Consider the following 19,102-nt stretch of genomic DNA (forward strand, 5'->3'; position numbering starts at 1 on the left):
AATCGAAATCGATTTTCGGAAAGCACGATGCGTAGATCAAAGAAGATAGAGCGTCCTTTGTGCGTCCAATAGGACGCACGGCGCTCTAGTCTGATCAGTTCGTCGGCATCGGTGCCGCAGGTGCATTCGGATCCGGCAGCGGGGCCGGATTGTCGGAAAGCGTGCGCAAATAGGCGATCAGATCGGCGCGCTCTGTTTCCTTCTTGATGCCTGCAAAGCCCATGGCCGTGCCAGGAACGTGCTTTTTCGGTGCTTCGATGAAGTAGCTCAAGTGATCGTAGTCCCACTTCTCAGAGCCACCCTTGGAGAAATCCTTCATGCCAGCGGAATAGCTGAAGCCTGCGTGGCTGGCGATCGGGCGGTTGACCACGTCGAAGAGGTTAGGGCCGACTTTATTGGGGCCGCCCTTGTCCCCGGTGTGACAGCTCGTGCATTTCTTGAACACGGTTTCGCCCTTGGCGGCATCGGCAGTTGCAAGAAGCTTGGCAATCGGTGTTGCAGGCGCCTCGGCTGCGCCTCCGGCGGCCTCACCTGCACCGGATGTCTCTGCAACGATCGTATAGCCTTCCTTTTCCGGGGCAGCGGAATGGAAAATTGCATCCGAGGCTATCGATACCGTCATAAGGACGAAGATCGTGCCAAGAAACGCACCGACCGCCATGTTAACCCGTGAATTCATTGATTTGCGCTCCCTCACAACCGTTTGCATGAAACGGGCATCTTGAAATTGCGTGAAAGCTATGGCTTTTGCACAGCCTGCGCAACTTGAATATGCTCTCCGCCCCCGTGACGTATTGCCACTTTTCCGGCGGAATTTGAAGGGTGTCGGATGAATAATCGAAATTTCGAAAAAGCTATCGTGCTTATTCCCGCACGAATGGCCTCGACCCGCCTTCCGGGCAAGCCTTTGGCCGACATTAACGGCAAGCCGATGATCGTTCAGGTTGCCTTGCGCGCCCGCGAAGCAGGTGCCGAACGCATCGTTGTCGCGGTGGATGACGAGCGCGTTTTCGACGCGGTCAAAGCGGCCGGTTTCGATGTCATCATGACCCGGAACGATCACCAATCCGGCTCCGACCGCATCTACGAAGCCTTGCAGAAGGCCGATCCGCAAGGCCGCGCCGAATTCGTCATCAATGTTCAAGGCGATCTTCCGACCATCGAGCCGGAAACGATTCGCGCCTCGCTGCTGCCGATGGACAATCCGCAGGTCGATATCGCCACTCTGACCGTGCCGATCACCGACGAGGACGAAAAGACCAATCCGAGCATCGTCAAGATCGTCGGCAGCCCGCTTTCGCAAACCCGTCTTCGTGCGCTCTATTTTACGCGCGCGACGGCGCCATATGGCAACGGACCGCTCTACCATCACATCGGGCTCTACACCTATCGGCGTGCCGCGCTGGAGAAATTCGTGTCGCTAAAGCCATCCGTGCTCGAGCTGCGCGAGAGCCTCGAACAGCTACGCGCGCTGGAAGCTGGCATGCGGATCGATGCGGAGATCGTGCGCTCCATTCCGCTCGGCGTCGATACCCAGCCGCAGCTTGAGACCGCCCGCAAGATCCTTGCCAACAGACAGAATTGAAGATCGCACCATGACCAGCAGCAATCGCATCGCCTTCCAGGGCGAATATGGCGCAAATTCCGACATGGCCTCCCGCGATGTCTTTCCAGATATGGACCCGCTGCCGTGCCCGACCTTCGAAGATGCGTTCAACGCGCTGGAAAATGGCGATGCCGATCTGGCGATGATCCCGATCGAAAACACGCTGGCCGGACGCGTGGCCGATATTCATCACCTGCTTCCGGAATCACGCCTGCACATAATCGGCGAGTATTTCATGCCGATCCGCTTCCAGCTGATGGTGCTGCCCGGTGTGCAGAAGGATGAGATCAAGACGGTCCACAGCCATATCCACGCGCTCGGCCAGTGCCGCAAGATCATCCGCTCCAACGGCTGGAAGGCGGTTGTCGCAGGCGATACCGCCGGCGCTGCAAAGCTGGTGTCGGAAAAGGGCGATCGCAGCATGGCAGCCCTTGCGCCCCGCTTGGCCTCGTCGCTCTACGGACTGGATATTCTTGCTGAGAATGTCGAGGACTCTGAAAACAACGTCACCCGATTCGTGGTCTTGTCGCGTGATGAGCAGTGGGTGAAGCGCACCACCCCACAGGACGTGATCGTCACCACCTTCGTCTTCAATGTCCGCAACATTCCGGCAGCGCTCTACAAGGCCATGGGCGGCTTTGCCACCAACGGCATCAACATGACGAAGCTCGAAAGCTACCAGATTGGCGGCAAATTCGTTGCAACGCAGTTTTACGCCGATATCGAAGGCCATCCTGAGGACGAGCCGGTTCGGCATGCGCTGGAGGAGCTGAAATTCTTCTCTGAGAAGGTCCGCATTCTCGGTGTCTATAAGGGCCACGCCATGCGCGGCAATTTCAACACCGTCTAACAGTCGATGCAAGGATGCCGTTGGCGCCTGCAAATGTCAGACCAGCGGCAATTCCTGAACAGACTGTAATCATCTTTGGTCGGGCGGAGAGCGCTTAAGCCGCGCCGTCCCATTCGATCCAGTCGCGCATCAGCCGATGGGCTATGGCACCTTTCGGTGGCGGCAACTGACCATTGGCTCCCGTCATCTGCAGAAGTTCCGCCACTTCCTCACGGGTAAACCAGCGGCAATCCTCCAGCTCCGCATCGTCACGGCTGATATCGAAGGACAGCGCTTCGGCAAAGGAGCCGATCATCAGCGTATGGGGCATCGGCCATGGCTGTGAGGCATGGTAGCGAACGCGCCCGACCTCAATGGCGGATTCTTCCCGCGTCTCGCGACGCACGGCGTTTTCGATCGTCTCGCCAGGCTCCACGAAGCCCGCGAGGCAGGAATACATGCCCGGCGGAAAATGCGCGCCGCGACCGAGCAGGCAAAGGTCCCGCTCCAGATCGATCGTCAGCATGATGACGACGGGATCGGTGCGTGGAAAGATCGTGTGGCCGCAGCCGGAACAGATGCGCTTATAGCCACCGATCCGAAGCTCCATCTGGTCGCCGCAGCGACCGCAGAATTTGTTGTCGGCGTTCCAGTTCACAAGGCTGACAGCTTGCGCCACTTCGCCCAGCAGTTCCTCGCCGATCAACTGGTCGCGATAGAGCGTGCGCGCATCCGCTGCCTTGTAGTGGCCGGCAAGCGCCTCTTCGGCAATCTTGACCGGAACGGCGACCCGCGGTTCGCCATTTTCTCTGTAGCCCAGCAAAATCGCCTGATCGAAATCGGGATCGAGCTCCGCCAGTTCGTAGGCGGCAAACAGGGGATCGAGAACCTGGTCGTCATGCTTGAGGATCAGCTTGTTGCCGGCAAAGGCCAGAAGATGGGCGCCTTCCACCTTCAAGGCATCGGCCACACAGGTCTCGTTGCGATTTTCGGCAAGGCGGTCAAGATCGTTTTGCGCAAAGGCCGTCAGAGCGGAGGGTTCGGGATGTGGCGAGGTCGTATCGAAAATGCGATTTGAAGTCATCAGAGTGCGCCAGCCAGTTTCTTTATGAAATCCTGTTTGTCGTGTTCGGCGTAAGGAACTGGGGTTCCCTGTCCCCAGATCGGCCCAGGCCAACACGGATCGCCTTCGTTGCGGGCAATGATATGCACATGGAGTTGGCGGACGATGTTGCCAAGCGCACCGACATTGATTTTGACAGCTCCCGTCAAATCCTTCAGCGCCGAAGCGACGAGGTTAGTCTCAAACGTCAGCACGGCCTGATCGAGTGGGGTGAGGTCGAACAATTCGCTGACATCGTTGCGTTGAGGGACCAGCACCACCCAGGGCCAGCGGCAATCGTTCTGCAGCCGCAACTGGCAAAGGCCAAGCGTGGTAATCAGGACGCTGTCGCGCGCCAGTCTTTCGTCCAGGTGGAATGGGCCCAAGGCATCCTCCCTAAAATGGTCCGCGGTCTTGCGCCGCAGTTCGCGCTTAATAACGAACTGTTTTCACAGAGATAGCAGTTTTTTCAAGGCCTGACTTGCATTTGCTTCTATTATTGCCGATATGTGGCGCCGGGAGGTTGGTGGTGGACGAGCCACTCGCCAACCGGGTCAGGTCCGGAAGGAAGCAGCCCTAACGAGCCAGGCACGGGTCGCCGTGCCAGCCTCCCACCCTTCTTTTTAAGACACGCTCTGCTTCGCCGGGCCAGTTGAGCCTGAAGCGGGCCCCACTTCGAAAACTGGCGAGGCGATGAGCGACACCGGAACCAATATGCCCCAGACAAAAGAGCAGGGTACAGGTTACCGGGTTTTGGCGCGCAAATACCGCCCCAAGGATTTCTCCGATCTGATGGTCGGGCAGGAGCCGATGGTTCGCACGCTGACCAATGCGTTCGAAACCGGCCGTATCGCCCAGGCCTATATGCTGACCGGTGTGCGCGGTGTCGGCAAGACCACCACTGCCCGCATTCTGGCGCGGGCTTTGAACTACAAGACGCCCGAAATCGACAAGCCCACCATTGATCTGCGCATCCCCGGCGAGCATTGCCAGGCGATCATGGAAGGTCGCCATGTCGACGTGATCGAGATGGACGCCGCCTCGCATACGGGTATCGACGATATTCGCGAGATCATCGAGCAGGTGCGTTATCGCCCGGTCTCGGCGCGCTACAAAGTTTACATCATCGACGAAGTGCACATGCTCTCAACGCAGGCGTTCAACGGCCTGTTGAAGACGCTCGAAGAGCCGCCGGAGCACGTGAAGTTCATCTTCGCCACCACCGAAATCCGTAAAGTTCCGATCACCGTTCTGTCGCGCTGCCAGCGTTTCGATCTTCGCCGCATCAGCGCCGCCGACCTTGTTGGACTGTTCACGGCGATCGCATCCAAGGAAGGTTTCGAGGCAGAGCCGCAGGCGCTGTCGATGATTGCGCGTGCAGCCGAAGGCTCGGCGCGTGACGGTCTGTCGCTGCTCGATCAGGCGATTGCCCATGGCAGCGGCCGCGTCGAGGCCGATGCGGTGCGTGGCATGCTCGGTCTTGCCGATCGCGCCCGCATCGTCGATCTCTTCCAGCACATCATCAAGGGCGATGTGGCGTCCGCGCTCTCCGAATTCAACGCGCAGTATGAAGCGGGCGCAAGCCCCGTGGTCGTCCTGAACGATCTCGCCGATTTCACCCATCTCGTGACGCGCATGAAATATGTGCCGGATGCGGTAGAAGATCCGTCGCTTTCGGAGGTCGAGCGGGTTCGCGGTGCCGAATTTGCCGAAAGTGTCGCCGTCTCCACGCTGTCGCGTATCTGGCAGATGTTGCTGAAGGGGATTCCGGAAGCGGAGAATGCCTCGCGCCCTGCCGGTGCTGCCGAAATGGTATTGATCCGCCTATCGCATGCCGCCAATCTGCCGGCGCCGGAAGACGCGGCCCGCCGTCTGGAAGAACTCTCAAACGGTGCTGGCGCCATGCCAAATGGCGGTCCCGCCGGTGGTGGCGGCAATGGGAATGGTGGCGGCGCGCGCGCCTATGGCACGACGCAGGCCGTCGCCTCGGCGCAGACATCGCCTCAGATGCAATCCGCACCCCAGCCGACGGCCGTGCTGCGCGCCGTGCCCGATAGCCGCCCGCAGGACATGCAGGTTGCAGCGCCTCGTACCGAAGAGCGGCCCGAGCCCAAGGTGCCGGTCACATCGGTGCAGGACATCGCCGATCTGGCGCAGAAAAATCGCGATCCCGTCATGCGCGCCAAGGTTCGCAACTTCGTGCGTCTGGTGAAGATCGAGCCTGGCCGTCTCGACATGCGCCTTGGCGAAGGTGCACCGGGCTCGCTTCCCGGCGAACTCGGCGTCAAGCTGAAGGAATGGACGGGCATCCACTGGATCGTCAGCCTCAGCAAGGACGAGGGCGAGCCGACGCTCGTGGAAGCGGAAGGCAATGCGCGTAATGCTCGCTTGGTCGACGCGCGGCAGGATCCGGATGTTGCGGCAATCCTCGCTCAGTTTCCTGGCGCGAAGATCACAGATGTGCGCATTCGCGCCCCCGTGCAGGAAGAGATCGAAGATACCGCGCCGCCTTCCGTGGCTGAATCCAGCGAAGGCGACATTCTTCCCGGCGACGATATCGAGTTTTGAACAAAGCGGCGAAGGTGACGAAGCCGACCGTGTTCGGATCATCCGCCCCAACAACAAAAAACAGGAGTTTCAGCCATGCGTGACATTATGGGCATGATGGGCAAGGTCAAGGAAATGCAGGCCAAGATGGAGAAGGTGCAGGAAGAAATTGCCGCACTCGAAGTCCATGGCACGTCCGGCGGTGGCCTCGTCACCGTGACCCTCAATGGCAAGGGCGAAATGCGCGGCTTGAAGATCGATCCGTCGCTCTTCAAGGAAGACGAAGTCGAAATCCTCGAAGACCTGATCGTCGCGGCCCACAAGGATGCCAAGGAAAAGGGCGAAGCCCAGGCACAGGAAAAGATGGCTGGGCTGACCGCTGGCCTGCCGATCCCGCCTGGCATGAAGTTCCCGTTCTAAAAACCTGCGTCGGCCTTGGGCGACGCAAGCCAATAAGACTTAGGCGATCATCTCGCGAAAGCGGCTGGCAAGGGGCGTGTCGAGAAAAGCGGCGCGCTCTTCCTGCGTCAGGCGGTTGGGCCGAAAACGCTGCAGGATGACCGGGATCGGCAGTTTCGTTCCATCATAGGGTGTGAATGTCACGCTCTCTCCGGCTTCCATCATGCCTGATTGGAGCACCCGGCAGTAAAATCCGGGATGGCCGGCATCGCGAAAGCGCCGGGCAAATTGCGGGTCGCCAACGCGCGCTGTGAGCGTGGCGCAGGGTATGCGCGCGGCGGTGACTACCAGCGTGACCTGTTGGAGCCCTAGCCGATCGCCGACGCAGAGCGTGGCGCTGTCGATGCCTTCGATCACAAGGTTCTCGCCGAAGAATCCGGGCTCGACGGCGTGGCCGAGATCATTTGCCCAGAAGTCGAGATCGCCCGAACCCATGGCATAGATCGCCTGGTCCGGCCCGCCGTGATGCTTGCGGTTACAAACGGCATCGCCAACGATCCCTTGCACATCGACCATCACAGGCCCACTTAGCGCGTGCTTGAAGATGCCGGTCTTGGATGTCTTGCCGGGGAGCGTTTGCGCATCCGCGCGACAAATCGCCTGAATTTTCATGAGATGCCTTTCGCGCTTCGCGATTCCCGTTCAACGATTAATGCAGTAGAAACGCTCCATGGCAAAACGAGTCACCGGTCCTGAAATCGAAAAACTGATCCAGCTTCTGGCAAAGGTGCCGGGACTTGGCCCCCGCTCTGCGCGCCGCGCGGCACTGCACCTTATCAAGAAGAAGGAGCAGTTGCTGGGTCCGCTTGGACATGCCATGGACGAAGCCTATCACAAGGTCAAGATCTGCTCCTGCTGCGGCAATGTCGATACGATCGATCCCTGCACGGTCTGTTCCGATGTGCAGCGCGACCAGGCGGTGATCATCGTGGTGGAAGACGTGTCCGACCTCTGGGCACTGGAGCGGGCAGGGGCGATGAACACGGCCTACCACGTGCTGGGCGGTACGCTCTCGCCGCTGGATGGCGTCGGCCCGGAAGATCTCAACATCAAGGGCCTGATCGACCGGGTCAGTGTCGGCGGCATTCGCGAGCTGATCATCGCCGTCAACGCCACCGTCGAGGGTCAGGCGACCGCGCACTACATCACCGACCGTTTGACGGATCTTGGCGTCAAGATCACCCGCCTTGCCCACGGCGTGCCGGTTGGTGGCGAGCTGGACTATCTCGACGAAGGTACGTTGACCGCGGCGCTTCGCGCCCGCACGGCAATTTGAACTCACATAAAGACTAAGGAGACCGAATGCGCGCTCACACCATCGGCCTTGCACTTGCCGCCGCTATTTCTCTTCTCTCATCTGGCACCGCCTCTGCGCAGGCTGTTCCGACGGGGGCTGCTGCCGCGAAATATGACGCGGAGTTCAATGCCTGGCTGAAGCGGGAAATCTGGCCGGAGGCGCGCAAAGCCGGCGTGTCGCAAAAAACGCTCGAGACAGCGCTCACCGGCCTGTCGATCAACTGGAAGCTGCCTGACGTCCTGGTGCCGGGTCAGAAGCCGCCGATGGAGCAGGCCCAGAGCCAGGCCGAGTTCTCTTCTCCCGGCGCATATTTTTCTGAAAAACGTCTGCAGGGTCTGGCAGCAACGGGTCGCTCGCTTGCTGCCACCCACGCGGCGACGCTTAAGCGCATCGAAGCCACCTATGGCGTTCCGGGCAACATCGTCGTTGCGATCTGGGGCCGCGAGTCCGGTTTCGGTCGCGCGAAGCTGCCAAATTCCGTCATCGATGTACTGGCGACCAAGGCCTACGCCTCGACTCGCAAAGAGATGTTTCGCGCCGAGCTGATCGACGCGCTGAAGATTGCCGAAAGCGGTGACGTGCCGCCCTCGCGGATGATGGGCTCATGGGCCGGCGCTCTCGGCCAGCCGCAATTCATGCCGTCGAGTTATCTGAAGTACGCGGTCGATTTCGATGGTGACGGTCATCGCGATATCTGGAATTCGGTACCCGACGCGCTGGCATCCATCGCCAACTATCTATCCAAGCGCGGATGGCAGAGAGATCGCGATTGGGGCTTTGAGGTTTCCATACCAGACAATGTTTCCTGCGCGCAGGAAGGCCCGGATCTGGCAAAGCCAGTCTCGCAATGGGCGAAGATGGGGATCACCCGCGTCTCTGGAAAAGGCTTCCCCGCCAATGACTTGAGCGCTGATGGAATGATGCTGGTGCCTGCCGGTCGCCATGGCCCGGAATTCGTCGTGACGCCGAATTTCTACGTCATCAAGGAATACAACAACTCCGACCTCTACGCGCTTTTCATCGGCAATCTCGCCGACCGTATCGCCTATGGCGCGGGCCCGTTCCAGGCGGAATGGGGCAATGTCGGCTCCATGCTACGCTCCGACGTGCTCGCCATGCAAAAGGCTCTGGTCGCCAAAGGCTATGATGTCGGCAAGGCGGATGGGCTTGCGGGCTTCAAGACCCGCCGTTCATTGGGCGACTGGCAGGCCAAGAACGGATTGAAGCCCACCTGCTTCCCGGACGCATCATTGAAGGGGCGTCTGCGTTAGGACGAAAAGTCGTTGGCGGACCTATCGTGTCGCCACGTATACAGCGCGTCCGGCAGCTTTTCCTCGCAGCCGGAGCCATCCGTTTCGCTCACTTTGACGAAGCCATTCCGCTCATAAAAACGAATGGCACGATCGTTTTGCTGAAACACCCACAGACTGAGTTCCGCTTGTCCTTCTTTTGCTTTGTTGAGCAGTTTGGTCCCTGCTCCACGACCGACATATCTGGGCAGGCAATAGAGGTGATCCAGCCACCGATCTCTAAACGCGCAGAAGCCAACAAGGGTGTTGTGCTGCTCGGCGCACCACACCTCGCTCTCTCTGAGAACGACATTGCTGAAATATGCGACGTCTTCCTCAATGCTGTGGAGGTCTGGAAGATAGGGTAGAAAGTGTTGACGCGATGCTCGTGACACTCTCGCGATTTGCTCGCACTCCGAGAGATCGGCCCTTCTCAGGATGATTTCAGGATTATCCACCGACAACTCCGAGATTTTCGTAAGCGGGCGTATCTCAATGCGGATCGATATGGGCCTTGTGGAAAATATCGTCCTGCGGCGGGATGGCCTGCCGTTCGATCATCCGGTGGACGCGCGGGCGGGTCTTGCCCTTGTGCAGCGTTAGAATGCGATCCCAGCTTTCCGCATCGGCCTGGGTTCGCCGGTGGTTGTGGCGGACATATTCCACCCATGTCGGCACGTGATAGATTTCCGTCCAGACATCCGGGTTTTCCAAATCCCGCATCAGGCTCCAGTTGCGCGCGCCATCCCGAATGCGGATGCGGCGGCGCTCGGCCATGATCGCCATGAACTCCGGCAGATCGGCATCGTCGATCTCGTAATCCACCATGATCGCGATCGGGCCGCTACGCGGCTTCACATCCAGTCGCAGCGGCGGCTCGACGAAGCGGTTCAGCGGATCGAGGTTCAGCGAGGCGAAGGCCGGCATGGTGAGCTTGAAGCCGACGACGACACCAAGCAGCATCAGCACGCAGGAACAGAGAAGAGAGAAGGTCAGCCCATGGTCTTCCGCAAGCGAACCCCAGAGCCAACTGCCGACGGCGATGCCGCCGAAGGTCAGTGTCTGGTAGAGCGAGAGTGCGCGACCCACCACCCAGCGCGGGGTCGAAAGCTGTACGATCGTGTTGAAGAGCGATAGCGCCAGAACCCAGCTTGCACCCGAGATCGTCAGGAAGATGCTGGTGATGATGGCGTTGGTGCTGATTGCCGTCACACCGGCACTCAGCGCGAAGCCGAGAAAGGCGACGCGGACGATCCACTCGCTGCTCAGCATTTCGCGCAGCCGCGCGCTGATCAGCGCGCCACCAATCGCGCCGACGCCGAAGGCACCGAGCATGATACCATAGGTCAACGGACCGCCTTCGACGAGATCGCGCGCCACAAGCGGCATCAGTGCGAGGATGGCACTCGCCGAAAGGCCAAAGAGAAAGCCGCGCACCAGCACCTTGCCGATATTGGGCGACATCGCCACATAACGCATGCCAGCGGAAATGGCGGCCAGGAGCTGCTCGCGCGGCAGCGTGGAATTGTTCTTCGGCGGCTGCCATTTGAAGAGCGCATAGATCAGCGTGAAGTAGCTGAGCGCATTGACGAGGAAGGCAGCGGCAGCACCCGCCGCCGCAACGATCACGCCGCCGATGGCGGGGCCGACGCTGCGGGTGATGTTGAAGCCGACGCTGTTGAGCGTCACCGCCGCTGGCAGGTCTTCCCGGGGAACCATCTCGCCGACCGATGCCTGCCAGGACGGGTTGTTCAGCGCCGTTCCGCAGCCGATCATGAAGGTAAAGAACAGGAGCAGCCAGGGTGTCAGCAGATCGGCCCAGGCAAAGACCGTCAGCATTATCGAGGCGATCAGCATCAGGAACTGCGCCGAAAGCATGATCCGGCGACGGTCGAAGCTATCGGCAAGCGCACCGGAGATGAGCGAGAACAGCATGATCGGCAGCGAGGTGGAGGCCTGCACCAGCGCGATCATGTTTTCCGAGGTCGAAAGCGCGGTCATCATCCACGCGGCCCCCACCGCCTGGATCAGTCCGCCGAAGTTGGACGCGATGCTGGCGAACCAGATGCGCTTGTAGGTCGGGTGCCGGAGTGGCGCGAGTGGCGATTGACGGTCGGGCACGAGCGATCCAATTGATTTCAACTGCTCTTCAGGCAGAAAGTACTATAAAGGTCGATGGTGGTGACACCACCCATTCAAACGCCGCAAAGGTAAAATTGTGGCGGAAAAAATCGAATATTCGGATTTGCGCCGCAAACCTTGCAATTCCGGCCCGAAGGGTTTATATCCCGGTTCAAATTCTTGATCGTCTGATGAAGAGTGGGGTCCCCAAGGCCCCGCTCTTTTTCGTTAGGCGGATTGTCAAACCGGAGCAGATGTTCCGCTTGAGGAAGACCGGAAGAGCATTATGGCAGCAGCCGAACCAAGACTGATAACCGAAACAGGCATCGACCAGCGGATCGCCGAAATCATCGAGCCGATTCTGACCGGAATGGGTTTCGTGCTTGTCAGGGTCCGGCTTTCCAGCCAGAATGGCTCGACACTGCAGATCATGGCCGAACGTGAAGACGGCACCATGACCGTGCAGGACTGCGAAGCCGTCTCGATGGCCATTTCGCCGGTTCTCGATGTGGAAGATCCCGTCGAAAAGGCGTATCATCTGGAAGTGTCCTCGCCCGGCATCGACCGTCCGATGGTTCGCAAGTCCGATTTCGTTCGCTGGCAGGGACATCTCGTCAAGGTCGAGACTTCGATCCTGGTGGACAACCGCAAGCGCTTCCGCGGCAAGATCGCGGAAGTCGACGCGGACAGCTTCAAGCTTGAGCGCGACCAGATCGGTTATGGCGAAGAGCCTGTGGTGACGATCCCGTTCAACACGCTGTCGGATGCCAAGCTGGTTTTGACCGACGACCTTATTCGTGACGCGCTGAAGGCGGACAAGCAGGCCAAGGCCGCTGCTGCCAATCAGAACGAAGAAGCAGACGAAGATTGATTTTTTGAGGGGCCCTTTGGGGCCTTACCCCACGCAAACATGCGACTTACGGAGACAAAAAAATGGCAGTGAGTGCTAACCGGCTTGAGCTTCTGCAGATCGCCGATGCTGTGGCGCGCGAAAAGGTCATCGACCGCGAAATCGTGCTTGCCGCAATGGCCGATGCCATTCAGAAGGCCGCCCGTTCGCGTTACGGTTCCGAGACCAACATCCGCGCCGACATCAACTCCAAGACCGGCGAAATCCGCCTTCAGCGTCTTCTGGAAGTGGTCGAGAAGGCCGAAGATTATTCGACCCAGATCCCGCTGGAACTGGCACGCGACCGCAACCCGGATGCCAAGCTCGGCGACTTCATTGCCGATCCGCTGCCGCCCATGGATTTCGGCCGTATCGCTGCCCAGTCCGCCAAGCAGGTCATCGTCCAGAAGGTGCGTGAAGCCGAGCGTGATCGCCAGTTCGACGAGTTCAAGGATCGCATCGGCGAAATCATCAACGGTACGGTCAAGCGCGTCGAATATGGCAACGTCATCGTCGATCTCGGCCGCGGCGAAGGCATCATCCGCCGTGACGAAATGATCCCGCGCGAAAACCTGCGCTACGGCGATCGCGTCCGCGCTTATGTCTATGACGTTCGTCGCGAACAGCGTGGCCCACAGATTTTCCTGTCGCGTACCCATCCGCAGTTCATGGTCAAGCTCTTCACCATGGAGGTGCCGGAAATCTACGACGGCATCATCCAGATCAAGTCGGTTGCCCGTGACCCGGGTTCGCGCGCCAAGATCGCCGTGATTTCCAACGACAGCTCGATCGATCCGGTCGGTGCCTGCGTCGGTATGCGCGGTTCGCGCGTTCAGGCCGTTGTCGGCGAGCTTCAGGGCGAAAAGATCGACATCATTCCGTGGAGCCAGGAGCCTGCAAGCTTCATCGTCAACGCTCTGCAGCCTGCGGAAGTGGCCAAGGTCGTTCTGGATGAAGAGTCCGAGCGTATCGAAGTGGTCGTTCCTGACGAGCAACTGTCGCTTGCGATTGGCCGCCGCGGTCAGAACGTTCGCCTCGCCTCGCAGCTGACCGGCTGGGATATCGACATTATGACGGAGCAGGAAGAGTCCGAGCGTCGTCAGAAGGAATTCAACGAGCGCACCAACCTCTTCATGGAAGCGCTCGACGTCGACGAAATGGTTGGCCAGGTTCTGGCATCGGAAGGCTTCGCTCAGGTCGAGGAACTGGCCTATGTCGAGCTGGATGAAATCTCCTCGATCGACGGCTTCGACGAAGACACCGCCGTCGAAATCCAGACGCGCGCCAAGGAATATCTCGACCGCGTCGAAGCGGAGATGGATGCCAAGCGCAAGGAACTCGGCGTTGCCGACGAACTGCGCCAGATCGACGGCCTGACATCGCAGATGATGGTGGCTCTCGGCGAAGACGGCATCAAGACGATCGAGGATTTTGCCGGCTGTGCGGCCGACGACCTCGTCGGCTGGACCGAGCGCAAGGATGGCGAAACCAAGAAGTTCGACGGCATCTTCTCCAAGCTCGACGTATCGCGCGTCGAAGCGGAGAACATGGTTCTGCAGGCCCGCCTTCTGGCTGGCTGGATCACCGAGGAAGAACTGGCTGCTGAACAGCAGGCTGCCGAGGAGGCGGATACCGCCGTTGAGGAATGATATCGCAGGCGCATGAACCCGATGCCGGCTCCGATGAGGATCTGGCAGAAGGCAACGTCAATGGACGGATGTGCATTGTAACACGACAGAGCGGATCGCCAGATGAGCTGATCCGCTTCGTCGCAGGCCCGGACGGCAGTGTGGTGCCGGACCTGAAACGCCAATTGCCGGGGCGCGGTTGCTGGGTAACAGCCGAACGCGCTCTGGTGGAAAAGGCGATCGCAAAGAAGCTCTTTGCGCGCGCCTTGAAAACGGACGTCAAGGCTGGGCCGGATCTCCTGGAGATGCTGGACCGGCTGATGACGCAGCAGGTAACGGGCATGATGACCATGGCGCGCAAGGCGGGCCAGTTCATCAGCGGCGCAATGAAGGTCGATGCGGCCGTCCGTTCGGGACAGGCGCTGGCAGTCTTCCACGCCACCGATGCTGCCGCCGATGGCGTCCGCAAACTGGATCAGGCTCGCAAGGCCTGGGCACTCGGTACGGGTGCCGACGAAATACCGTCCTTCAAGCTCTTCACCGGGGCCGAAATGGACGAACTAATGGGCCAGAATGCTTTTATCCATGCCTGCGCGCTTGCAGGACAGGCGGGTGAAGGTGTAGTGAAGCGCGCAAAGATGCTCGAGCGATATCGCCATGGCGAAAAAGCTCCAGCGGACATTGGCGCTGCCCGGACGGAACGACAATGACGCGGTTATCGGACAACACCGGCCGCCGCGTTCGGATGCAGCTATTGAAAGACAGGGCCTGATGGTGTCATCCGGCTCTCGTCTGTAGGAACGGGAACGGAATGACCGATAACAACGACGACAAGACACTCAACGCACAACCTAAAAAGACTCTTACCCTCAAGCCGGGCGGGTTGAACCAGGGTACCGTGCGTCAGGACATGGGTCGTGGTCGCACCAACGCAGTTGTCGTGGAGACACGCAAGCGTCGCCCCATGCGTCCTGAAGACGAGAAGCAAGCTGGTGCAGCCGCAGCCGCAGCACCGGTTGCGCAGCAGCCACGCGCAGCAGCACCGGCCGCCGCGCCAGCCCAGCCACGCCCACAGCAGGCGCAGCCCGCACCTCGTGTTCAGCAGAGCAATAACCAGCAGCGTCCGCAGCCATCGGCTCAGCCACGCCAGCAGGATCGTCCGCGCGGCAACGTGCTGCACGATCTCTCGGCCGGTGAAATGGAAGCGCGCCGCCGCGCTTTGATGGAAGCCCAGGCGCGTGACGTTGTCGAAGCCAAGCAGCGCGCCGAAGACGAAGCCCGCCGCAAGGTGGAGGAAGAGCGCCGCCTCGTCGCCGAGAAGGAAGAGGCCGTCCGTCGCGCCGCCGAAGAAGCGGCTGCTGCAAAGGCTGCTGAAAATGAAGCCCCTGCAAGAGCGGAACAGCCGGCAGCGCCGACAACGACAACCGCACAGCCAGTGCGCCGTGATGTTCGTCCGCAGTCCACGCGTCAGTCGCCCGTAGCAGCGGCTCCCGCGCCAGCACCGGAAATGCCCGGTCGTGGTGTTCCGGGCGTTCGCCGCACCGAGAAGGATGATGAGGACGATCGTGGTGCACGCCGTACCGGCATGCCGATGCGCGGCAAGGCGCCGGCACCGGCACCGGCAAAGCCTGCTGCCCGTTTGAAGACGGAAGAAGAGCGTCGCCGCGGCAAGCTGACGGTTACGTCGAACCTCGACGAAGAGGGTGCACAGCGCGGCCGTTCGCTGGCCTCCATGCGCCGTCGTCAGGAGAAGTTCCGTCGCAGCCAGATGCAGGAAACCCGCGAGAAGATTACCCGCGAAGTCATCCTGCCGGAAACCATCACCATCCAGGAACTGTCGCAGCGCATGTCCGAACGTGCGGTGGATGTCATCAAGTACCTGATGAAGGAAGGCCAGATGATGAAGCCGGGCGACGTCATCGACGCCGATCTGGCCGAACTGATTGCCGGCGAATTCGGCCACACCGTCAAGCGTGTGTCGGAATCCGATATTGAAGAAGGTATCTTCAACGTCGCTGACGTTGCTGGCGACATGGTTTCGCGTCCTCCGGTCGTCACCATCATGGGTCACGTCGACCACGGCAAGACCTCGCTGCTCGACGCCATCCGTCAGGCAAATGTGGTTGCTGGTGAAGCCGGTGGCATCACCCAGCATATCGGTGCCTATCAGGTTGAACAGAACGGCCAGAAGATCACCTTCATCGACACCCCCGGCCACGCCGCCTTCACGGCCATGCGTGCCCGTGGTGCGCAGGCAACCGACATCGCCATTCTGGTGGTTGCGGCTGACGACAGCGTGATGCCGCAGACGATTGAATCGATCAACCACGCCAAGGCGGCCGGCGTGCCGATCATCGTGGCGATCAACAAGATCGACAAGCATGAGGCCAATCCTGAAAAGGTTCGCCAGCAGCTGCTCCAGCACGAAGTCTTCGTGGAATCCATGGGCGGTGAAGTGCTCGACGTGGAAGTGTCGGCCAAGAAGAAGCTCGGTCTCGACAAGCTGCTCGAAGCCATCCTTCTTCAGTCCGAAATTCTCGACCTGAAGGCAGACCCGACCCGTACGGCCGAAGGCACGGTTATCGAAGCCGAGCTCGACCGTGGTCGCGGTGCGGTTGCAACCGTTCTCGTGCAGAAGGGTACGCTGAGGCCTGGCCAGATCATCGTTGCCGGTGATCAGTGGGGCCGTGTCCGCGCGCTCGTCAACGACAAGGGTGAACACGTCAAGGAAGCTGGTCCTGCCATGCCGGTCGAAATTCTCGGCCTGTCCGGCACGCCGTCTGCCGGTGACCGTTTTGCCGTCGTCGAAAGCGAAAGCCGCGCTCGCGAGATTTCCGAATATCGTCAGCGTCTCGCCCGTGACAAGGCCGTTGCCCGCCAGACAGGCCAGCGCGGTTCTCTCGAGCAGATGATGAGCCAGCTACAGACCTCCGGCATGAAGGAGTTCCCGCTGGTCATCAAGGCCGACGTCCAGGGCTCCGTCGAAGCGATCATCGCATCGCTCGACAAGCTGGGCACCGACGAAGTCCGCGCACGCATCGTCCATTCGGGCGCTGGTGCCATCACGGAATCGGATGTCTCTCTGGCAGAAGCGTCCAACGCCGCGATCATCGGCTTCAACGTTCGTGCCAATGCCCAGGCCCGTACGGCGTCTGAGCGTGCAGGCATCGAGATCCGCTACTACAACATCATCTACGATCTGGTGGATGACGTGAAGGCGGCCATGTCCGGTCTCCTGTCGCCGGAGCGTCGCGAGACCTTCCTCGGCAATGCGGAAATCCTCGAAGTCTTCAACATCACCAAGGTCGGCAAGGTTGCTGGTTGCCGTGTCGTCGAAGGCAAGGTGGAACGTGGTGCAGGCGTTCGTCTGGTTCGCGACAATGTCGTCATCCACGAAGGCAAGCTCAAGACGCTCAAGCGCTTCAAGGACGAAGTCAGCGAAGTGCCGGTCGGTCAGGAGTGCGGTATGGCCTTCGAGAACTACGAAGACATTCGCGCCGGCGACACCATCGAGTGCTTCCGCGTGGAGCATATTACCAGAACGCTCTAAGCGCTCTGCCTGATTGTATGATTTTAAGAGCGAGCGCTGGCTAACCGGCGCTCGCTGAATTTTAAGATACTCCGACAAGAGGGTCCAACATGGCCTTCCGCCGAGAGTGCTGGAATGAGAAATTGGGAAGCTGCAAAGCCGCCCGACGGTCTTCTTCCAATTTGCTGAGGCAAGAATAACAATGGCAAAAGCAACTTCATCAGCCCCTTCACAACGCATGCTGCGCGTCGGCGAGCAGGTTCGTGCGGCATTGACGCAAATCCTGCAGCGCGGCGAAGTGCGTGACGATCTTCTGGAAAAGACGGTCATTTCCATTTCGGAAGTGCGCATGTCTCCCGATCTCAAGATCGCGACCGCCTATGTAACACCGCTTGGCGTTGCCGATCATACCGAGAGCATCGAGGCCTTGAACCGGCATGCGAAGTTCATCCGCGGCAGGCTCGGACCGCAGCTGCGCCAGATGAAATACGTTCCGGAAGTGCGCTTCCGCGATGACACCAGCTTCGACAATTATCAGAAGATCGACGCCCTGCTGCGCTCTCCCGAAGTGCAGCGCGATCTTGGATCTTCCAACGAAAAAGACGACGAACAGAACTGAAGAATGTCCAAACCACGCAAACCCAAGGGTCGCCCGGTTTCCGGCTGGCTCATCCTCGACAAGCCGTTCGATTTCGGCTCCACCGAGGCCGTCTCCAAGATCAAATGGCTTTTTAACGCGCAGAAGGCTGGCCACGCCGGTACGCTCGACCCGCTCGCCTCGGGCATGCTGCCGATTGCGCTCGGCGACGCCACCAAGACCGTCCCTTATGTCATGGATGGCCGCAAGATCTATGAGTTCACCGTCAGCTGGGGTGAGGAGCGCACCACCGACGATATGGAAGGCGAGGTTCTCAACGCCTCCGACAACCGTCCAAGCGAGCAGGATATTCGCGATCTGCTGCCGAAATATACCGGCACGATCCTGCAGACGCCGCCACAGTTCTCCGCCATCAAGATTGCCGGCGAGCGCGCCTATGATCTGGCTCGCGAGGGCGAAGTTGTTGAAATTCCGGCACGTGAGGTTGAGGTTCATCGCCTGACATTGCTGGCCTGCCCGGATGAGAACACCGCACATTTCGAAGTGGAATGCGGCAAGGGCACCTATGTTCGTGCGCTGGCGCGCGACATGGGTCGTGATCTTGGCTGTTATGGCTTCATTTCCGAACTCCGACGCGCCATGGTCGCCCCCTTCGCGGAAGATGCGATGGTGCCTCTGGAAAAGCTCACTGAACTGGAAACGATCGAAGACCGCGACGAGCGCCTTGCGGCGCTTGACGCTTATCTCATCGATACGTCCGAAGCACTTTCGTCACTGCCGCATCTCATCATCAATGATGACCAGGCACACCGCCTGAAGATGGGTAACCCCATCCTGCTACGCGGGCGCGATGCCCCGACACAGGAATCGGAAGCCTACGCCACCGCGCGCGGCAGGCTGGTGGCGATCGGCGAGATCGGCCAGGGCGAATTCCGCCCCAAGCGCGTCTTCGGCTGATAGCACATAGGCTTCACCTTCTCTCTTGAGGAACGCTCAATCATCATGCCGACGGCCGCGCTGGTCGTCGGCATTTTCATGCGGCTGAAACAGGGTGAGCCGCAAGAAATCCCGTAGAATGTCAATCACTTTTCGAAGCACGACGCATCCTCCACGGACCAGTCATTGTGTGACCAAGCCCATGCCTCTCGTTTCAATCCGCTTTACTTTTTGACTCGACGCATCGTGCTTTCCGAAAATCGATCCCGATT

General features: G+C 59.9%; 18 protein-coding genes and 1 other RNA gene. 13 read left to right on the forward strand and 6 right to left on the reverse strand.

From position 1 onward, the window contains the following. Window positions 1–94: 94 nt before the first annotated feature. Complete coding sequence (locus EYC79_RS03070; RefSeq protein WP_112955423.1) at window positions 95–679, reverse strand: c-type cytochrome; 585 nt, start codon at window positions 677–679, stop codon at window positions 95–97. 150 nt (window positions 680–829) lie between these two features. Between EYC79_RS03070 and EYC79_RS03075 the strand changes: the two genes are divergently transcribed. Next, the gene (locus EYC79_RS03075; protein ID WP_112955425.1) at window positions 830–1,585 is read left to right on the forward strand and encodes a 3-deoxy-manno-octulosonate cytidylyltransferase; all 756 of its coding nucleotides are present in this window, start codon (window positions 830–832) and stop codon (window positions 1,583–1,585) included. A 10-nt stretch (window positions 1,586–1,595) separates the two neighbouring features. Next, window positions 1,596–2,456: a prephenate dehydratase gene (locus EYC79_RS03080; RefSeq protein WP_062599145.1), complete on the forward strand. Its 861-nt coding sequence runs from the start codon at window positions 1,596–1,598 to the stop codon at window positions 2,454–2,456. Between the two features lie 94 nt (window positions 2,457–2,550). On the opposite strand, the gene nudC is transcribed toward EYC79_RS03080, so the two are convergent. Further along, entirely contained in the window at window positions 2,551–3,519 is a 969-nt protein-coding gene (gene nudC / locus EYC79_RS03085) for an NAD(+) diphosphatase (RefSeq protein ID WP_130977123.1), read from the reverse strand. After that, the gene (locus EYC79_RS03090) at window positions 3,519–3,923 is read right to left on the reverse strand and encodes an HIT domain-containing protein (protein WP_112358173.1); all 405 of its coding nucleotides are present in this window, start codon (window positions 3,921–3,923) and stop codon (window positions 3,519–3,521) included. The genes nudC and EYC79_RS03090 overlap by 1 nt, the downstream gene beginning before the upstream one ends. Before the next feature lie 132 nt (window positions 3,924–4,055). Between EYC79_RS03090 and ffs the strand changes: the two genes are divergently transcribed. The 3 genes from ffs to EYC79_RS03105 all read left to right on the forward strand — a co-directional run bounded on the left by ffs (window position 4,056) and on the right by EYC79_RS03105 (window position 6,504). Further along, window positions 4,056–4,152: signal recognition particle sRNA small type (gene ffs / locus EYC79_RS03095), an RNA gene on the forward strand. Between the two features lie 78 nt (window positions 4,153–4,230). Continuing rightward, window positions 4,231–6,105 carry a DNA polymerase III subunit gamma/tau gene (locus tag EYC79_RS03100; RefSeq protein ID WP_130977124.1) on the forward strand — a complete coding sequence of 625 codons (1,875 nt, stop codon included), beginning with the start codon at window positions 4,231–4,233 and terminating at the stop codon, window positions 6,103–6,105. 75 nt (window positions 6,106–6,180) lie between these two features. Continuing rightward, on the forward strand, window positions 6,181–6,504 hold the full coding sequence (locus tag EYC79_RS03105) for a YbaB/EbfC family nucleoid-associated protein (protein ID WP_062427189.1): 324 nt from the start codon (window positions 6,181–6,183) through the stop codon (window positions 6,502–6,504). Between the two features lie 39 nt (window positions 6,505–6,543). On the opposite strand, the gene EYC79_RS03110 is transcribed toward EYC79_RS03105, so the two are convergent. Next, window positions 6,544–7,155 carry an MOSC domain-containing protein gene (locus EYC79_RS03110; protein ID WP_130977125.1) on the reverse strand — a complete coding sequence of 204 codons (612 nt, stop codon included), beginning with the start codon at window positions 7,153–7,155 and terminating at the stop codon, window positions 6,544–6,546. Window positions 7,156–7,213: 58 nt separating this feature from the next. Between EYC79_RS03110 and recR the strand changes: the two genes are divergently transcribed. Together recR and EYC79_RS03120 are read left to right on the forward strand one after the other, a co-directional pair. After that, window positions 7,214–7,819, forward strand: coding sequence for a recombination mediator RecR (gene recR / locus EYC79_RS03115; RefSeq protein ID WP_062427187.1), 606 nt, complete (start codon window positions 7,214–7,216; stop codon window positions 7,817–7,819). 26 nt (window positions 7,820–7,845) lie between these two features. Then, window positions 7,846–9,111 (forward strand): lytic murein transglycosylase, encoded by a 1,266-nt coding sequence (locus tag EYC79_RS03120; RefSeq protein WP_130977126.1) that lies wholly within the window; start codon window positions 7,846–7,848, stop codon window positions 9,109–9,111. Here the strand turns inward: EYC79_RS03120 and EYC79_RS03125 are convergent. Further along, a complete protein-coding gene (locus tag EYC79_RS03125; RefSeq protein WP_165456950.1) occupies window positions 9,108–9,587 on the reverse strand; it encodes a GNAT family N-acetyltransferase in 480 nt (159 codons plus the stop codon). The two genes, EYC79_RS03120 and EYC79_RS03125, sit on opposite strands and share 4 nt — an antisense overlap. A gap of 34 nt (window positions 9,588–9,621) precedes the next feature. After that, window positions 9,622–11,250, reverse strand: coding sequence for an MFS transporter (locus EYC79_RS03130; RefSeq protein WP_062427320.1), 1,629 nt, complete (start codon window positions 11,248–11,250; stop codon window positions 9,622–9,624). 286 nt (window positions 11,251–11,536) lie between these two features. On the opposite strand from EYC79_RS03130, the gene rimP reads away from it, so the two are divergent. The 6 genes from rimP to truB all read left to right on the forward strand — a co-directional run bounded on the left by rimP (window position 11,537) and on the right by truB (window position 18,851). Further along, on the forward strand, window positions 11,537–12,121 hold the full coding sequence (rimP, locus tag EYC79_RS03135; RefSeq protein WP_062443144.1) for a ribosome maturation factor RimP: 585 nt from the start codon (window positions 11,537–11,539) through the stop codon (window positions 12,119–12,121). 62 nt (window positions 12,122–12,183) lie between these two features. Then, window positions 12,184–13,788, forward strand: a complete 1,605-nt coding sequence (nusA, locus tag EYC79_RS03140) for a transcription termination factor NusA (RefSeq protein ID WP_062443141.1) — start codon at window positions 12,184–12,186, stop codon at window positions 13,786–13,788. Then, window positions 13,785–14,477, forward strand: a complete 693-nt coding sequence (locus EYC79_RS03145; protein ID WP_062427182.1) for an RNA-binding protein — start codon at window positions 13,785–13,787, stop codon at window positions 14,475–14,477. The genes nusA and EYC79_RS03145 overlap by 4 nt, the downstream gene beginning before the upstream one ends. A 101-nt stretch (window positions 14,478–14,578) precedes the next feature. After that, entirely contained in the window at window positions 14,579–17,317 is a 2,739-nt protein-coding gene (infB, locus tag EYC79_RS03150; protein WP_130977127.1) for a translation initiation factor IF-2, read from the forward strand. 181 nt (window positions 17,318–17,498) lie between these two features. Next, the gene (gene rbfA, locus EYC79_RS03155) at window positions 17,499–17,915 is read left to right on the forward strand and encodes a 30S ribosome-binding factor RbfA (RefSeq protein WP_112520040.1); all 417 of its coding nucleotides are present in this window, start codon (window positions 17,499–17,501) and stop codon (window positions 17,913–17,915) included. Between the two features lie 3 nt (window positions 17,916–17,918). Then, window positions 17,919–18,851, forward strand: coding sequence for a tRNA pseudouridine(55) synthase TruB (gene truB / locus EYC79_RS03160; RefSeq protein ID WP_112955444.1), 933 nt, complete (start codon window positions 17,919–17,921; stop codon window positions 18,849–18,851). Window positions 18,852–19,102 lie beyond the last annotated feature (251 nt).

This window comes from Agrobacterium cavarae, from assembly GCF_004310285.1.
Classification (GTDB): Bacteria; Pseudomonadota; Alphaproteobacteria; order Rhizobiales; family Rhizobiaceae; genus Agrobacterium; species Agrobacterium cavarae.

Bases quoted from the DNA above. Each gene is read 5' to 3' on its own strand.
- EYC79_RS03070 (WP_112955423.1), bottom strand. From the start codon at position 679: ATGAATTCACGGGTTAACATGGCGGTCGGTGCGTTTCTTGGCACGATC.
- EYC79_RS03075 (WP_112955425.1), top strand. From the start codon at position 830: ATGAATAATCGAAATTTCGAAAAAGCTATCGTGCTTATTCCCGCACGA.
- EYC79_RS03080 (WP_062599145.1), top strand. From the start codon at position 1,596: ATGACCAGCAGCAATCGCATCGCCTTCCAGGGCGAATATGGCGCAAAT.
- nudC (WP_130977123.1), bottom strand. From the start codon at position 3,519: ATGACTTCAAATCGCATTTTCGATACGACCTCGCCACATCCCGAACCC.
- EYC79_RS03100 (WP_130977124.1), top strand. From the start codon at position 4,231: ATGAGCGACACCGGAACCAATATGCCCCAGACAAAAGAGCAGGGTACA.
- EYC79_RS03105 (WP_062427189.1), top strand. From the start codon at position 6,181: ATGCGTGACATTATGGGCATGATGGGCAAGGTCAAGGAAATGCAGGCC.
- EYC79_RS03110 (WP_130977125.1), bottom strand. From the start codon at position 7,155: ATGAAAATTCAGGCGATTTGTCGCGCGGATGCGCAAACGCTCCCCGGC.
- recR (WP_062427187.1), top strand. From the start codon at position 7,214: ATGGCAAAACGAGTCACCGGTCCTGAAATCGAAAAACTGATCCAGCTT.
- EYC79_RS03120 (WP_130977126.1), top strand. From the start codon at position 7,846: ATGCGCGCTCACACCATCGGCCTTGCACTTGCCGCCGCTATTTCTCTT.
- rimP (WP_062443144.1), top strand. From the start codon at position 11,537: ATGGCAGCAGCCGAACCAAGACTGATAACCGAAACAGGCATCGACCAG.
- nusA (WP_062443141.1), top strand. From the start codon at position 12,184: ATGGCAGTGAGTGCTAACCGGCTTGAGCTTCTGCAGATCGCCGATGCT.
- EYC79_RS03145 (WP_062427182.1), top strand. From the start codon at position 13,785: ATGATATCGCAGGCGCATGAACCCGATGCCGGCTCCGATGAGGATCTG.
- infB (WP_130977127.1), top strand. From the start codon at position 14,579: ATGACCGATAACAACGACGACAAGACACTCAACGCACAACCTAAAAAG.
- rbfA (WP_112520040.1), top strand. From the start codon at position 17,499: ATGGCAAAAGCAACTTCATCAGCCCCTTCACAACGCATGCTGCGCGTC.
- truB (WP_112955444.1), top strand. From the start codon at position 17,919: ATGTCCAAACCACGCAAACCCAAGGGTCGCCCGGTTTCCGGCTGGCTC.